The organism is Pseudoalteromonas tetraodonis (assembly GCF_002310835.1).
Lineage (GTDB): Bacteria > Pseudomonadota > Gammaproteobacteria > Enterobacterales > Alteromonadaceae > Pseudoalteromonas > Pseudoalteromonas tetraodonis.
In genome coordinates this window covers 3026789-3043370 of the sequence record NZ_CP011041.1, presented here as the reverse complement: position 1 = coordinate 3043370, position 16582 = coordinate 3026789, and the positions used below count along the sequence as shown (strand labels likewise).

Genomic DNA, 16582 nt, shown 5'->3' with positions numbered 1-16582 from the left:
ATTAATAATAGAACCACTATTATTTGCAATCAATGCCTTGCCTAAATCGCTTTTAATTCCAACTGAAACTCGCATTTTGAGTTGGTTTAAATATACCCAAACCACCTCAAAATGCAGAATTCAGCGCTTCACAGGGGCTTAATATCAAGGCGATACTTTGCAGTAATGGTAATCCCTTTCAAGAAGTAGCAACGATGAGAGTATGCCCCTGTGAAACGCCCACGGGTTGGTTTAAAAGCGATTTATACTGCGTTATTGATATTAATAATAGAACCACTATTATTTGCAATCAATGCCTTGCCTAAATCGCTTTTAATTCCAACTGAAACTCGCATTTTGAGGTGGTTTGGGTATACACTTGGCGCGATTTTAAATGATGTGGAATTCTAACAATGCGCGTAGCTGATTTTAGCTTTGACTTACCTGATGAATTAATTGCTCGTTTTCCTAAAGCAGATAGAACGAGTAGCCGTTTATTGAGCCTAAACGGGCCAACTGGTGAGATTGAGCATAAAATATTTAGTGACATACTTGAGCTTGTAAACGAAAACGATTTACTGGTTTTTAATAATACCAAGGTTATACCTGCGCGTATGTTTGGTCAAAAAGAGTCTGGTGGTAAAGTTGAGGTACTCGTTGAACGCGTATTAGACGAACACCGCGTACTTGCGCATATTCGTGCGAGTAAATCCCCAAAGCCAGGTAATGTACTCATTTTAGAGGGCAAAGCAAAAGCTATTATGGTGGCACGCCATGATACCTTATTTGAGCTTGAGTTTGACCGCAGTGAAAATGTGCTCGATATTTTAAATGATGTGGGCCACATGCCGCTTCCTCCTTATATTGACCGCCCAGATAACGAAGCCGACCGTGAGCGTTACCAAACGGTATATGGCGAAAAGCCAGGCGCTGTTGCTGCACCTACGGCAGGTCTTCATTTTGACGATAAACTCATGGCTGCGCTCAAAGATAAAGGCGTGCAAATGGCGTTTGTAACCTTGCACGTTGGTGCTGGCACCTTTCAGCCTGTAAGAGTTGAGAGTGTTGATGAGCACATCATGCACTCTGAATATATTGAAGTGCCACAAGATGTGGTTGATGCGGTTGCAAGCACCAAAGCCAAAGGCGGGCGAGTGATTGCTATAGGTACAACTTCAGTACGCTCACTTGAGTCTGCAGCAAAAATACATGGTGGCAAGCTAGATACTTACTTTGGCGATACCGATATCTTTATTTTTCCGGGTTATCAATTTAACGTTGTTGATGCCATGGTAACTAACTTCCATTTACCCGAATCAACTCTGATCATGTTAGTTAGTGCCTTTGCAGGGCAAGACAACATTATGGGCGCTTACAATACGGCGATTGAACAACAGTATCGCTTTTTTAGCTATGGCGATGCGATGTTTTTGACCCGGAAATAATTTACAGCGTCATCGGTTTTTATTTACTCCTAAGCACAGTGAATTTCTCACTGCTAATAGTAATAGGGTGGTAAAAAGGGTAGAATCGAGCGGTTAAATTATAGCTTGTTGGACTGTTTTTCCGACACAGAGGATATTATGAAATTTGAATTAGACTGCACTGATGGTAAAGCGCGCCGCGGCCGCTTGATTTTTGACCGAGGTGTAATAGAAACACCGGCGTTTATGCCTGTAGGTACTTACGGCACGGTTAAGGGTATGACACCTGATGAAGTAAAAGCAACGGGTGCACAAATTTGTTTGGGCAATACATTTCACTTAATGTTGCGCCCTGGTACTGAAATCATTAAACAGCATGGTGATTTACACGACTTTATGAATTGGGACTTCCCAATTTTAACTGACTCAGGCGGTTTCCAAGTATTTAGCCTTGGTGCAATGCGTAAAATCACTGAAGAAGGCGTGATGTTCCAATCGCCTGTAAATGGTGACCAAATTATGATGTCGCCAGAAAAGTCAATGGAAGTGCAGCGTGATCTTGGCTCAGATATCGTGATGATATTTGACGAATGTACGCCGTACCCTGCCACAGAAAAAGAAGCCAAAGACTCTATGGAGCTTTCTCTTCGTTGGGCTAAGCGTTCAAAAGAAGGGCATGGCGACAACCCATCAGCATTGTTTGGTATTATTCAAGGCGGTATGTATCCTGAGCTTCGTGCACAATCACAAGCAGGCCTTGAAGAGATTGGTTTTGATGGTTATGCACTCGGTGGTTTATCGGTGGGTGAGCCTAAACATGAAATGATTAATATTCTTGATCATTGTGCTTATAAAATGCCAGAAAACAAACCGCGTTACCTAATGGGTGTTGGCAAGCCAGAAGACCTAGTTGAATCGGTTCGCCGTGGTATAGATATGTTTGACTGTGTAATGCCAACGCGCAATGCACGTAACGGTCACTTATTTATTACTACTGGCATCATAAAAATCCGTAACGCAGTGCATAAAACAGATACTGGCCCACTTGATCCAGAGTGTGATTGCCATACCTGTAACAATTATTCGCGTGCTTATTTGCATCATTTAGACAAATGTAACGAAATTCTTGGCGCACGACTAAACACTATCCATAACTTACGATACTATCAACGTGTTATGGAAGGTTTGCGTAATGCTATTAGCGAAGGTCAACTAGAGACATTTGTACACGATTTTTACGCTCGCCGAGGCCAAGAAGTGCCAGAGCTAGCTGATACAACAAATTAAAATTTAAAAATTAAAGAGGAAGTATTATGAGTTTATTTATTTCAAACGCACATGCAAGCGCTGGTGCACCTGCAGCAGGCGGCGGTATGGAAATGCTAATTATGTTAGCGATTTTTGGTTTGGTTTTTTACTTTTTAATTTACCGCCCGCAAGCAAAGCGCGTAAAAGAGCATAAAAGCTTAATGAGCGCGATGGCAAAAGGCGATGAAGTGCTAACCCAAGGTGGTTTAGTGGGTAAAATCGTAAAAATTGCTGAAGATAAAGACTTCATCGTGATCTCATTAAATGAGCAAGCAGAAGTAACTGTACAAAAATCAGCAGTATCTGCTGTACTGCCTAAAGGCACAATGAAGTCGCTATAAAAATAATAAGGACGGCCCCGTGTTAAACAAGTTTCCAATTTGGAAGTATTTACTTGTTTTAGCTGTGTTAGCCATTGGCCTTTTATATGCTTCACCAAACTTGTATGGCCGCGATCCGGCCATACAAGTTTCTGGCGCTAAAGGCACCGATGTCGACCTCAGTGTTGTAGACAAAGTAAACGCAATCCTCAAAAAAGATAACGTCAGCGCTAAATCGACGAAACTCGAAGACGGGCAAATTCTTGTTCGTTTTAAAAACGTTGAAGACCAACTAAAAGCGCAAGACTTATTGCGTAACTCGCTTAGTGACGATTATATCTCAGCTATCAATATGGCACCGGCACAACCGGCTTGGTTAAAGTCGCTTGGCGGTAACCCAATGAAGTTAGGCCTAGATTTAAGTGGTGGTGTACATTTCACCATGGAAATCGATATGGTCACTGCGGTTGATAATCAGCTTGAGCAAATGGAGCAAGATTTTCGTAGCGACCTGCGCGAAGAAAAACTACGTTATCGTAGTGTGCGCCGTGTAGCAGGCTCAGAGCGTATGCGTGTAGAAATGCGTAACGAAGAAGACAAAGAAGCCGCAGAGCGCTTTTTAGAAAGCCGTTACCCATTAAACGTTTACATTGATGATAGCAGTAACGATAACGCATTCTTTGCCACTATGAGTGAGCTAAAGCTAAAAGAAATTCGTGACTATGCCATCAAGCAAAACGAAACGATTATTCGTAACCGTATCAACCAAATTGGGGTTGCAGAGCCAAACGTACAGCGCCAAGGTGCTGAACGTATTATTGTGCAATTACCAGGGATTCAAGATACCGCTCGCGCTAAAGAGATTTTAGGTGCTACGGCCACGCTTGAGTTTCGTGAAGTTGACGAAAATGCTGACATAAGCGCCGCTGCTCAAGGTCGTATCCCACCGGGTACTGAAATGATCATGAGCCGTGATGGTTATCCTGTGGTACTAAAAAAGCGCATTATTCTTGAAGGTAGCCATATTACTGGCGCGCAGTCAGGTGCAGATGAGTACCAGCGTCCACAAGTAAGCATTAAACTCGATAGTAAAGGTGGGGCAAAAATGAATGCCTTCACCAAACGTGCTATTGGTAAACGTATGGCTACCGTATTTATTGAGTACAAGCCATCTGGTAAAAAAGATAGCGAAGGTAAAGCACTTCCACCGATTAAAGTGGAAGAAGTGATTAACGTAGCAACCATTCAAGCGCGTCTTGACCGTTCATTCCGTATTACTGGTATTGATAACCCCGCTGAAGCACATAACTTAAGTTTACTACTTCGCGCGGGTGCACTGGTTGCGCCTATTCAAATAGTAGAAGAACGTACGGTTGGGCCAAGCCTAGGTCAAGAAAACATTGAAGCAGGTATGACCGCTGTAGCCTTAGGTTTTGCGTTTGTACTGGCCTTTATGCTTATTTACTACAAAGGTTTTGGTCTTGTTGCGAATATCGCACTGGCTGCCAACTTAGTACTTATTATTGGTGTAATGTCGTTAATTCCAGGTGCAACGCTTACCCTGCCGGGTATCGCAGGTATTGTACTAACCGTTGGTATGGCTGTTGATGCGAACGTACTTATATTTGAGCGTATTCGTGAAGAGCTCGCTGATGGCCGCAGCCCTCAACAAGCGGTTCATTTTGGTTACGATAGCGCCTTTAGTACTATTTTTGATGCCAATATCACCACATTAATTGCGGCGATTATCTTGTTTGCTGTTGGTACCGGTCCTGTTGCAGGCTTTGCGGTAACCCTAGCAATTGGTATTTTAACCTCAATGTTTACAGCAATTGTAGGTACCCGTGCGGTGATCAACCTATTTATTGGTGGTAAACGTGTTGATAAACTTTCAATTTAAGGAGCAGACATGCAAATTTTAAGATTGGGCGGAAAAACCCTTCGTTTCATGTCTCTTCGAAAAGTGGCAATGGGCTTTTCTACGTTATTAATCATAGCGTCGCTGGCGTCACTTTTTGTTAAAGGCTTAAATTTCGGTTTAGATTTTACCGGCGGTACAGCAGTTGAGGTAGGTTTTTCACAACCTGCCGATCTGAAAAAAGTACGTAATGTACTGGCTGAAAACGACTTTGCTGATGCATCGGTACAGCTTTTTGGCTCAAGCCAAGAAATACTGGTCCGTTTAGCCCCTCGTGGTGATGATGTAAAAGCAGAAGTGATTGGTAACCAAGTAATTGCTGCCCTTAAACAAGCTGATGATAGCGTAGTAATGCGCCGTATTGAGTTTGTAGGCCCAAGCGTAGGTGAAGACTTAAAAGAGCAGGGTGGCCTTGCCATGTTAACTGCGCTTATATGTATCTTAATTTACGTGGCATTTCGCTTTGAATGGCGCTTTGCTGTAGGTGCGGTGGGTGCACTATTACACGATGTAATCATTACGATTGGTTTATTCTCGGTGCTTGGTTTAGAGTTTGACCTAACTATTTTGGCTGCAATACTCGCTGTGATAGGTTACTCACTAAACGATACCATTGTTGTATCAGACCGTATCCGTGAAAATTTCCGTAAAGTACGTATTGACGACACCATTGAAATTATTGACCTGTCACTTACGCAAACACTTAATCGTACTTTAGTTACATCAATTACCACTATTTTAGTATTGATTGCACTCTTTGTATGGGGCGGCCAAACTATTCATGGCTTTGCTACCGCACTATTATTTGGTGTATTTATTGGTACTTATTCTTCAGTTTACGTTGCCAGCTCGGTGGCTATTGCCATGGGCGTAAGTAAAGAAGATTTAATACCAGAGGTGATTGAAAAAGAAGGTGCCGATTTAGACTCAATGCCTTAATTGAGATTAAATTATCCTTTTTAAAAAACCGCTCCTTGTGAGCGGTTTTTTATTGCTTAGCGTGTAAGACATATAATTGTCATACGAGCTTGATATTTTATCACTCTTATTTAATTTTGATCAGAGCTAGTAGTGACTGAGCAACGTAAAGCCTTAGAGTCAATCTTACAACAAGGGGCAATAACAACCTTGTTCCAACCTATTTTTGATATAACTAAGCAATCTATTATTGGGTATGAAGCGCTGAGTCGAGGCCCTAAAAATAGCCCATTAGCGATGCCAAATAAGCTATTCGAAACGGCTCATAAATATCAATTAATTTCAGAGCTTGAGCTTTTATGCCGTTCTCGCGCCATAGAAAACTTTGTAAAACTAAATCTACAAGGGAAGTTATTTTTAAATGTCAGCCCAAAAATTCTACTCGATCCGAGCCACCCTAAAGGCGAAACCTTACATTTAATTGAACAGTTTGGTCTTGCGGCTAATCGTGTGGTGATTGAAGTCACCGAACAAGAAAAAGTAGATGATGGCTTTTTACTGTTAAAAACCATTGCTCATTATCGAGAGCTAGGCTTTACTATTGCTATTGACGATCTTGGTGCAGGTTATTCCGGTCTAAAGCAATGGTCGCAGTTATGCCCAGATATTGTAAAAATTGATCGTTACTTTATTGATCATTGCGATCAAAGCGAAGTTAAAAAAGAATTTCTAAAATCAATTGTGGTGTTAGCACGGGCAACAAATACAGCGGTGATTGCAGAGGGAATTGAGCGTACTGAAGAACTCGATTTAGTTAAAAGTATAGGCATAAGTCATGTTCAGGGATTTTTGTTAGAAAGACCCAGCCAACAACCAAGCTATGACTATAACTGTAAGCAGTTACAAGCATTTACATCGACTCAAGCAGGGTCAAAGTTTGAACAATCAATGGCTATCGGGGTGCTTGCTGTTGCTCAGCCTGCCATTAGCAGTCACACGCGTTGTAAAGAGGCTCATGCGCTTTTTGAGCAAGACAAGCGCATAATTAGCTTACCCGTTTTAAATAGCAATCAGCAGCCAATAGGGCTGTTACACAAAGATCAGCTAACAGAAGTGTTTGCCGCGCCATACGGGCATGCACTTTATGATAAATGTGAAGTCACTGAGTTAATGGATAAACAGCCTTTGGTGGTTGATGAAAATCAAATGCTTGATATTGTCTCTCAGCAAATAACAGAGCAAGACTTTGATATTCGTCGCCATATTGTTATCACAAGTAATAATAAATATTTAGGTTTGGCACCGCTAAGGGACATATTAAAGCACATTACCGCTGAAAAAATCCGCCACGCCCAACATGCTAACCCTCTAACCATGTTACCGGGTAATGTGGCAATTAGTGAAGTAATAGAGCAGCGTCTGCAACATAAACAGCCATTTTCACTAGCTTATATCGATTTAAATCATTTTAAACAATTTAACGATCTGTATGGTTATGCCAGTGGGGACAGCGTGATAAAACTTCTGGCCGATGTGACTGTAAAAGCGTGTGCGCACAGCGCTAACTTTGTCGGGCATATTGGTGGCGATGACTTTATGGTGGTGTTTGAAAAAAAAGATGCGGTGGAGGTTTGTAATACCATTATCACGCAATTTGAATTGCAGTCACGCGTATTTTTTACGCCAGAGCATATTGCTGGAAAAGGGTATTGGGCAACTAATCGAGAGGGCGAAAAGCAGTTTGTACCTCTACTTACATTATCGATAGGTTTAGTTGAGCCGGATCTGCAGCAGTGTAAAAATAGCCATCAAGTAGCGGCATTAGCCACAGATGCTAAAAAAGAAGCAAAACGTTATCGTCACAGCTACTTATTTATTTGTAATCGAAGAAGGCCTGCACCCGCTGTTGTGCGTTTATCCAATAGTAAAAAAAGTGGCTAACAAAAAGCAAAAAAGGAGCCTCGGCTCCTTTTTTTAGTGCGGTATTACGATTAACGTAATAACGACTCAGATAATACTGGGCGCATTTCACGAACAATCGCTTGTGTTAGCTTAGGTGCACCACAAATAACGTTACCGCTCACGTTGTAGTTATTACCGCCAGCAAAATCAACAACCATGCCGCCAGCTTCTTTAACTAATAGCTCGCCTGCTGCTGTATCCCACGGTTTTAAACCAATTTCAAAGAAACCATCAACACGACCCGCTGCAACATACGCCATATCAAGTGCTGCAGAGCCTGCACGACGAATATCAGCGGTATGTACGAATAATGCTTTAAACGCTTCAGAATAGGCATCTAAGTGGTGTTTTTGTTTGAAAGGGAAACCTGTTGCAAGAACAGAACCGGCAAGTTCAACCGTTTTAGATACACGTAAACGTTTGCTGTTTAACTGTGCGCCTTGACCACGAGAAGCGGTGAAAAGTTCGCCTCGAATTGGATCGTAAATTACGGCTTGGTCTAAACGACCTTTAACTTTAAGTGCAATAGATACTGCGAAATGAGGGATACCCTTGATGAAGTTAGTTGTGCCATCAAGTGGGTCAACAATCCATTGGTAATCAGCATCCTTACCTTTGTGTTCGCCTAACTCTTCACCAACGATGCAGTGATCAGGGTAAGAACGTAAAATAGTGTCACGAATTACGGCTTCGGCTTCTTTATCAATGTTCGTAACTAAATCATTAGTGCCTTTTTGTTGCACTTCAACTTTTGATAAGTCTTCACTTGCACGAAGAATAAGCTTGCCTGCGTTACGCGCAGCGCGAACCGCAATGTTTAACATTGGATGCATGGTATTACCTTTGGGTTGTAAAAGAACGTTTATATATTTAAGCCGGCGTATTTTAGCGGTTTTTGCCATAAAGTAAACCATAAAGCCTAAATACTTGTGAGTGTTTTTTGTACAGGCATGATCTTTCAATATATTTATCGGAATAAAAACAGACAATAAATTTGTAAATTAGCGCTTTACCTAAAGTTAACTTAAGGTTTTATGATGTTCTATATTCAATTAATAGGAAGAAAGTTATGAAATTAGAACACGTAAATTTAGTTGTTAGTGACATAAATGCTATGCTTAAGTTTTACCAAGCAGCGTTTCCCTATTGGTCAATTAGAAGTGAGGGAGAAGGAACCTGGTATGGTAAAGCAAGGCGCTGGATACATTTTGGTGATAACGAGCAATATATTGCTATAAGCGATCATGGGGAAGGGGAAAACCGCGACCTATCAGGACATCAAATTGGTTTGGCACACTTTGCCTATGTAACCAATAACTTAAATGCAGTAATAGCGCGCCTAAAACATGCGGGCTTTGCAATAAGTAAAGAAGGTGCTGTAAATCCATTTAGAAAAAACATTTATTATATTGATCCCGCAGGGTTTGAAGTTGAGTTTGTAGAGTACATGAGTGATGTACCTAGTGAGCGAAATAACGACTTATAATATGAATGAAGCCAACTGTTTTGGCTTCATTCAATGTTTAGCATATTTAATAATGTTTACCATTCATGCCAAGTTGAGTTTTTAGATCATTTGCAAAGCTAATAAATTTTTCTTTAATAGTGCGTTTAACTTTAACTTCCACAGAGCCTAAAACAGTTTTTCCTTCAATGTGAATCGTTGGCCCTTGGCGTTTATTAAGTGACACTGTTTTATTTTCAAAACTGCCTAAAATACAAAACATTTTAGAAACTACATTAACGTGCTCTGGCACATATATTTCTTCGCTGCCAAAATAACAATTAACGTGAATAGTGACATGTTGGTGGGTAAAAATCGCATCTGTAAAATCAAGATTGATTGACCCCATGTAGTTTTCTATGTAAATGTTTTGAGGAACTACCCATTGGCCGCTTCGTTCACTCGAACCAAGAATGCTTCTTAATGTAAGTGGCTCTTCATCAGTCTCATGCTGCGCGCTATAATTAGGTGCAAACTGAGAGTGCTTTTGCGCCTTATATTGCTGGTCAGTATTTAAGGTTAAATCTTCAACGAGATCCATAAGTGCTTTATTGTCACTCGCTGCCATGGCGTCGTCTAAGCGCCTTTCAAATGCTTCAACAGAAATAACACCATGGCTGTAATTATAAATGAGCTGATCAATCACTTGCTCACGAACTTGCTCAATAGGGCGGTCTTCAATTTTAACAGACATTTAAATTATCCTTTTATGGTTGCTGGTTATTTCAAAGCAAGCCTTATACCAAATTTTAAATTGTTTAAATTCAGTGGTTTATGATTTTGGGTTTTTGATTCTTTATTATATTAACGACAGATTAACCAAATATACAATTATTTAGTAAGTTTCGCTATTCGAGAAACTTTTACGCAATAGTCTGTAAATGTTTACTTAGTAGGTTTAAGCCAATATCTACTATTTTAAATTAACCTATTGAAATTAAAGATTAAAAAATGTTGGCCCGATGCTCGCATTAGCTTAAGTGTCTTTAATCAAAAGGAGAACGATTATGAAAACATTTAATAAGTCTATGATTGCAGCCCTAGTATTAGGAACAACCGCAATGGGTGCTCAGGCAAGCAGTTGGGAAAACGAAAGTAAAGATGCTTGGATTGATGGGAAAGCAGAAACAGTCTTGCTTATGAACACCAATCTAAATAACTTTGATATCAACACGGACGTAAAAAACGGCAAGGTAATGCTAACAGGTAAAGTAAACAGCGAAGTAGATAAAGAGCTTGCTGAAGAACTTGTGCTAAGCCTAGATGGTGTAACTGATGTTGAAAACAGTCTAACTGTGGTAAAAAACACCGACATGAAGAAGCATGATTCTAAAATGATGGGTAACGACACTGAAAGTGATTTAACCGATGCTAAAATCACTACAGTGATCACAACACGTTACTTATTTGATTCTGAAGTAGGTGGTACAGACATTGATGTTGATACCGATAATGGTGTGGTAACTCTTAAAGGTACAGTTGAGTCTGATGCTGAAAAGCAATTAGCGATGGAAATTGCTAAAAACGCTGAAGATGTTCGCAAGGTAGTTGATGAATTAACTGTTATTGCAGAATAATACACTATACTAAAGCCCAGCCCTGCTGGGCTTTTTGCTTTGCTAACATTATAAGGATTAAATTATGGATATCATTAGAATTATTTTTTCTATTTTATTACCACCACTGGGTGTGTTTTTACAGGTAGGACTAGGGATGCATTTTTGGTTAAATATTTTGCTAACTTTGCTCGGCTATTTCCCAGGATTAATTCATGCGATTTATATTATCGCCAAAAAATAATGTAGCAGCATAGCAGGACATTTAATACTGAGTTGCTAAGTGCTCCCAAAGGTATGTGTATTAGTTACTCAGGCTGCTATTAATAGATGGATTTGTTTTACAAAACTCATCACTAACAAAACCTCAAAGCCTACTATTTGAGCAGTTAGCCCCTTGATTGTTAAAATAAAGCTTTTTGCTAGTGACAAGCCCCTAAAAACTTTTTATACTGCAACCCGCTTTAGTCGCTCTGTGGCTAAACGCTTCAAAAATTAACTGCTTACAGTTATACAAAGATGGCCCCTTAGCTCAGTTGGTTAGAGCACACGACTCATAATCGTTAGGTCCCCAGTTCGAGTCTGGGAGGGGCCACCACTTTTAAATGCTTTCCAAGTAAATAGAAATTCACCTTCCTAGTTTATAAAACTTCATTTCTATTACTTCTATTGTATTTTTATCAGCGCACTGATTTTTTTATTAATTTTATTGAATACATTGCAATAAACACAGTTGAATCTACTATTAAAGTGTTATGAGATTTTATTATAAAAATCTTTATTTTATGACCTTTAATGTCGCTACTGTTAATTGTGTGCAGTATATAAAATACCGCTTTGTTACCCCTTAGGTGCTCTATGTTATTAAAACGAAAAGTATACCTCAGTCTTATTTTGGCTGTTGTTGCTCCTTTAGCAATATCTACTCTAATATTTTCAAATAGTATTCGCTCAAATACAGAAGACAAACTAGCCAAAGTAGATTTACCAACAGCGCTTAGTGAGGTGAAAAGCCAAATAGAGCTGGAACTTTCTACACCTATTGTTGTAGGCAAAGAAATAGCGCAAAACTTATTTGTGCAGCAATGGATGAATAATAATGAAGATGCGCAAAGCCGAGGTAAATTCATTGATTACCTCAAACATATAAAAAATAAAAACCAAGCCAGTAACGCATACATTATTTCTAAAAACTCCCGCAATTATTACACCGATGAAGGTATTTCTAGGCAAATAGACAGTAGTGATACTTGGTTTGATGCTTTTTTAGCATCGGATAGACCATTTGAAGTAGCACTCGACATAGATAAAGGTAGCTCTGAGGTGATGGTATTTATTAATTATGCCATTGAGCTTGATGGGCAACGACAAGGAATTGCCGGAATAGGCCGTTCGCTCGATTCTATGGTGGATCTCATAAGTGAATATAGAATAGGAGAGGGCGGCATTGTTTATTTGGTCTCTGGTAGTGGCGAGATTATGTTGCATGGTAATAAAACTAAAATTGGGCAATCTGTTGACTTGGCGCCGATTAAAAATGGGGCAATTCAAAGTAAAGTAATTGATGGTGATGACTATGTTGTCTCAAGTACGCCAGTAAATTCATTAGGTTGGCATCTAGTCGCTGAAATTCCCCAAGAGCAATTATATGGCGCAATTAATACTGCTATTAATACTAATATCATTTTTGGTGTAATTATTGCGCTTGTAGGTTTAGCGTTAGCACGCGTGTTAGTAGGGCAAATATTTAGGCCAATCGAAAACATTACTGCAGCGGTGAATGCGTTAACAGAAAAAGATGGTGATTTAACGGCACGACTCCCTACTGATGATAATAATGAAATTTCAGACTTAGCGGTTAAGTTTAATCTGTTTTTAGAGCAGTTACATTATATGTTCAAACAGGTTTCTGAGTCGGCAATTCATGTTAAAGGTATTTCCCAAGATGTGCTTGAGCAAGTGCAAGGTGCGGCAAATTTAGCTGAAGTGCAATCATCGAGTACGCAAACGGTGGCGGCAGCCGTTAATGAGATGGAGGTTACGGTTCAGGATATTTCTGGTAGTGCCAGTAATGCAGCAGATATTGCTACTAAAACCGAAGAAACGACGCACAAAGGGGTTGAGTTTGTGCAAAGCACGATTAAACAAATGGAACAACTAGAAGCGTCAATGGCCAACTCTGTGGCCTCGGTGTTAGAGCTTTCGACAGAGATTAAATCAATTTCTCATGTCTTGGATGTAATTAAAGGGATTTCCGAGCAAACTAATTTATTGGCGTTAAATGCGGCTATTGAGGCTGCTAGAGCGGGTGAGCAGGGCCGTGGCTTTGCGGTAGTTGCTGACGAAGTAAGAACGCTTGCGCAACGTACCGCGGAGTCTACGGAGCAAATTAATGAGATGATTGATTCGTTAAATGCTAAAGCGTCAAGCACGGTAACAGCGATTGAATTGGGCAGCAAAAACACCCTAGAAAATGCCGAGCGCTTAAAAGAAACCGGCCATACATTAAATGGTATTTCACAGGAAATTGTACTACTAAGCGAGTTAAACAACTCAGTGGCTACTGCAACGCGAGAGCAAACACTAGCAACCTCAGAAATTAGCCAAAATATTGTGATGATTTCTGATTCGGCAGAGCAAACCAAAGAAAATATGAAAAAGTCAGAGCATCTTTGTAACGGTTTAAATAAAGAATCGAATATTTTAAGGGATTTACTGGGTAAGTTTACGCTTTAAACACGATTTAATTAAAAAATCAGTTGAGCGAGGAAACCATCATAGTTATAGAGTTCTCGCCTATAACTATGATGTTGTAATGGCGGTTAGTTTTTACGGTAAATCTCGTGATCCATTTCGTAAATATTTACGCTTAAACTGTCAGAGGCTCTGCAATACGTTTGCAAGCAGGCTAGTAATTGCTCACTTAGTAGTTGCTTTTGCTCAATGGAACGCCCAGCCATAATATGCACCGCAATATGAATAAACCCTTCTTTACCCACACCTAACTGATAATGCTGATAAGCAATAGCGCGAGTCTTTATTGTTTCTAAATCAAATAAGCCACTTTCAAACGTTGTTGTATGGATTTTTTCCACAAGAACTTGAGGTAGTAAAGGCAGATCTTCTGAGTGTTCAATAATAATGTGTGGCATTTAACGTATCCTCTTTAGATTAGTTTATTTAATTATACCAAACGGGTTTGTACACGCTAACCCCATAACGCTTAATTTTTAAAAATGTGGCTTGAACATATTTTTAGCAATAAACTATTTAAGCAATTACAAGACCTGTAGCGTGTTTAATTTTAGATTTATTATGGCAAATATTTTTGGTTGATACGTTTTATGTCAATTTGTGGTGACTTATACGAAGAGTACACAAGCCAGTTGGTATTTGTAATAAAGGTTAAGCCAGAGGTGCGACTAAATGCGCGTTCGGGAAGGCGTATTACGTCATGATGGCTGTTGGTTGAGAAGTCGTAATAACTCAAACGGTAATCACCTTGTTTTACATTAAAATAGTAAATACGCGATTGCGCTAAGGTGTCGCCTTCAAAAAAATACCACGAATTATGATTTGATAAATTAATTTCGCTAACAAGTGGTTGCTCAGTTTGGCTATCTGGGTCTTTTATCCATAACTGATTGGTTGCTTGGTTTGCAAAAATTAAAGCGCCTTGCTTGTTTTCATAAGCGTATAGTGTTGGTGAATCTATGGCCTGTGCGAGTTTATTGCCCTTTAAGTCGAAGCGATAAACGTGTTTATCATTCGCTACCAATAGGCTTTTACTATCTGCAGCCCAACTCGGTTTTCCATGGTAACTAAAGCCTGTGGGTAATGACTGACTTGATTGGGTGTTAAAGTCATAAAGGTATAGCGCATGCTCACCAAGATGAGAAGCAACAAAGGCAATGTAATTACCATCAGGTGACCACACCGGGTTGTAAATATTTGCACTGAGATTAGTAAGCTGTTTTCGTGAGGTGCCGTCTTGATTTGCAGTCCATAATTCCATTGAGCCCGATTCGTTAGATACAAAAACTAACTTTTTTCTGGCTTTACTGTAATCAGGAAAGCGCGTATTAAAGTCGCTTGATAATACCGGAAAAGGGAAACTTGCAACCGCATTACTGGTTTCTACACGCATTAATGCAGAGTCGATATTCCATTGATGAAAATACAAACTGCCATCATGTGCATATTCTGGGTAACTTAACCCATCGATGTGCGCATTGATCATTTGTTGTGTTTTGAGGTTATAAAAATAACCTTGGCGCTTGCCTTTTTTAACACCCGAAAAGACAAGTTGTGGCTTATTGGGATGCCAATCAACGCCTCTCATATCAACAAAACCTGAAGTTAATTGCTTAGCATAAGCTGTTTTTATGTCGATTAAAAATAATTCTTCAAAACCCGTTGGTAAATTACGCGATACCACCAGCTGTGTCGCATCTGGTGAAAACACAACCGACTCATCGGTATATTGGCATGCTGACGTACAAGGGACTTGAGTAACTGTGTATGGCGATGAGGTTAAATCGACAAGGTTAAGCTGGGTAAAATCATTATTTTTTTCATCTTCACTAATATAAACCAGCTTAGTGCCTGTGGCATTAATGTCTATATCGGTACTGGTTTTACTTCCGCACAGCCCTATAACAGTGATATTGCCCGAGGCGATATTTTGCTGAATGACTTCACAGCCTTGAGCAGCTTTACGGCGGTAATAATAAATAAACGTTAAATCAGGACTAAATACCGCTCTGCCCTCAATGAATGGGGTGTCGGTAAGTGCTATTGCAGCTTGCTCTGGTAAATGAAGATCACGTAAGTATAAATTAGCTTTGTGTCCTGGGCGACGCCACGAATACGCTAAAAAATGACTGTCATTAGAAATAGCCGGAAACAACTCTCTTCCTGGGCTGGTGGTAATTGTTTCAATGTAATCGTACAAACGTGCTGCTTGTTGCGATTGAGCAAGTGGCTGCTTTGCGTTTTCAAAAAGGGCGCTATAACCCCAATAGCTACCTAATAATATAACAATAGCAAGTACGCTAGCGTAAATATACCCAGAGCGAAGCGGCGTATTGTTAATGCTATTAACAGGCTCTGGCGTTGTTGGTTTTTGTACTAAGCGGTAACCCGTTTTACGCAGTGTTTCTATATAGGTATTGTCGGGGTCGAGTTCTTTAAAGCTTTTACGAAGATGCCATATGGCATTTGTCAGTGCTTTTTCGCCCACATATTGATTACCACTCCACACATTCTCTATTAGTTGCTCACGCGTTACTGCGTTTGGATAACACTCTACCAAGTAAACAAGTAGTTCTATAAATTTAGGTTGTAATACACAGGTTTTATCGGCACAAAACAGCTTATTTTCAAACACCGATATTTGGCATTTTCCAATTGAAAATGTCTGTTGAGTATTCATAGTTTGTGTATTTAAACCTCTTGATTAAGTACGTTGCTAGGCAGTGTTTAATGCAAAATAAAGCGATAGTTGGTTAACATTCGATTTTACATCATTCTAACACGAAAACCTTAAGTGTATGATTATAAATAAATAGATATTAAATAGATATAAAATAGGGATATAAACGAGACACCTCTCATTGTGCTTTTATTCACGATTACTTATAACATGTTATTAGTAAAATAAACCAATTGGTACAAAACAAATTTAATAACTA

At 39.7% G+C, this 16582-nt stretch carries 14 protein-coding genes and 1 tRNA gene; 11 read left to right on the top strand and 4 right to left on the bottom strand.

The genetic code is table 11. The features are described from left to right. Nucleotides 1–392 precede the first annotated feature (392 nt). The 6 genes from queA (at nucleotide 393) to PTET_RS14150 (ending at nucleotide 7808) form a co-directional block, all read left to right on the top strand. Nucleotides 393–1424, top strand: coding sequence for a tRNA preQ1(34) S-adenosylmethionine ribosyltransferase-isomerase QueA (queA, locus tag PTET_RS14175; protein WP_013465990.1), 1032 nt, complete (start codon nucleotides 393–395; stop codon nucleotides 1422–1424). 138 nt (nucleotides 1425–1562) lie between these two features. Then, nucleotides 1563–2690, top strand: a complete 1128-nt coding sequence (gene tgt, locus PTET_RS14170) for a tRNA guanosine(34) transglycosylase Tgt (RefSeq protein ID WP_013465989.1) — start codon at nucleotides 1563–1565, stop codon at nucleotides 2688–2690. A 26-nt stretch (nucleotides 2691–2716) separates the two neighbouring features. Further along, the gene (gene yajC / locus PTET_RS14165; protein WP_010391747.1) at nucleotides 2717–3052 is read left to right on the top strand and encodes a preprotein translocase subunit YajC; all 336 of its coding nucleotides are present in this window, start codon (nucleotides 2717–2719) and stop codon (nucleotides 3050–3052) included. Nucleotides 3053–3071: 19 nt separating this feature from the next. Beyond that, nucleotides 3072–4931: a protein translocase subunit SecD gene (secD, locus tag PTET_RS14160; RefSeq protein WP_013465988.1), complete on the top strand. Its 1860-nt coding sequence runs from the start codon at nucleotides 3072–3074 to the stop codon at nucleotides 4929–4931. Between the two features lie 9 nt (nucleotides 4932–4940). Next, a complete protein-coding gene (gene secF, locus PTET_RS14155) occupies nucleotides 4941–5888 on the top strand; it encodes a protein translocase subunit SecF (RefSeq protein WP_013465987.1) in 948 nt (315 codons plus the stop codon). Between the two features lie 132 nt (nucleotides 5889–6020). After that, nucleotides 6021–7808, top strand: coding sequence for a GGDEF domain-containing protein (locus PTET_RS14150; protein WP_033103724.1), 1788 nt, complete (start codon nucleotides 6021–6023; stop codon nucleotides 7806–7808). A gap of 50 nt (nucleotides 7809–7858) precedes the next feature. Here PTET_RS14150 and suhB read toward each other — a convergent pair whose 3' ends face one another. Beyond that, nucleotides 7859–8662 (bottom strand): inositol-1-monophosphatase, encoded by an 804-nt coding sequence (gene suhB, locus PTET_RS14145; RefSeq protein WP_010391751.1) that lies wholly within the window; start codon nucleotides 8660–8662, stop codon nucleotides 7859–7861. 236 nt (nucleotides 8663–8898) lie between these two features. Between suhB and PTET_RS14140 the strand changes: the two genes are divergently transcribed. Next, on the top strand, nucleotides 8899–9315 hold the full coding sequence (locus PTET_RS14140) for a VOC family protein (RefSeq protein ID WP_096038801.1): 417 nt from the start codon (nucleotides 8899–8901) through the stop codon (nucleotides 9313–9315). A gap of 46 nt (nucleotides 9316–9361) precedes the next feature. Here PTET_RS14140 and PTET_RS14135 read toward each other — a convergent pair whose 3' ends face one another. Further along, complete coding sequence (locus PTET_RS14135; RefSeq protein ID WP_013465984.1) at nucleotides 9362–10027, bottom strand: LiaF domain-containing protein; 666 nt, start codon at nucleotides 10025–10027, stop codon at nucleotides 9362–9364. Nucleotides 10028–10340: 313 nt separating this feature from the next. Here PTET_RS14135 and PTET_RS14130 point away from each other — a divergent pair, with 313 nt between their 5' ends. From PTET_RS14130 to PTET_RS14115, 4 genes are all read left to right on the top strand, one after another. Then, nucleotides 10341–10910, top strand: a complete 570-nt coding sequence (locus PTET_RS14130) for a BON domain-containing protein (RefSeq protein ID WP_033103722.1) — start codon at nucleotides 10341–10343, stop codon at nucleotides 10908–10910. Between the two features lie 64 nt (nucleotides 10911–10974). Continuing rightward, a complete protein-coding gene (locus tag PTET_RS14125; RefSeq protein ID WP_008466367.1) occupies nucleotides 10975–11133 on the top strand; it encodes a YqaE/Pmp3 family membrane protein in 159 nt (52 codons plus the stop codon). 277 nt (nucleotides 11134–11410) lie between these two features. After that, nucleotides 11411–11487 (top strand) — tRNA-Ile (locus PTET_RS14120). Nucleotides 11488–11747: 260 nt separating this feature from the next. Next, nucleotides 11748–13625: a methyl-accepting chemotaxis protein gene (locus tag PTET_RS14115; protein WP_096038800.1), complete on the top strand. Its 1878-nt coding sequence runs from the start codon at nucleotides 11748–11750 to the stop codon at nucleotides 13623–13625. Between the two features lie 86 nt (nucleotides 13626–13711). On the opposite strand, the gene PTET_RS14110 is transcribed toward PTET_RS14115, so the two are convergent. Beyond that, on the bottom strand, nucleotides 13712–14041 hold the full coding sequence (locus tag PTET_RS14110) for a 5-carboxymethyl-2-hydroxymuconate Delta-isomerase (RefSeq protein WP_013465979.1): 330 nt from the start codon (nucleotides 14039–14041) through the stop codon (nucleotides 13712–13714). A 161-nt stretch (nucleotides 14042–14202) separates the two neighbouring features. Continuing rightward, complete coding sequence (locus PTET_RS14105) at nucleotides 14203–16323, bottom strand: winged helix-turn-helix domain-containing protein (RefSeq protein ID WP_096038799.1); 2121 nt, start codon at nucleotides 16321–16323, stop codon at nucleotides 14203–14205. Nucleotides 16324–16582 lie beyond the last annotated feature (259 nt).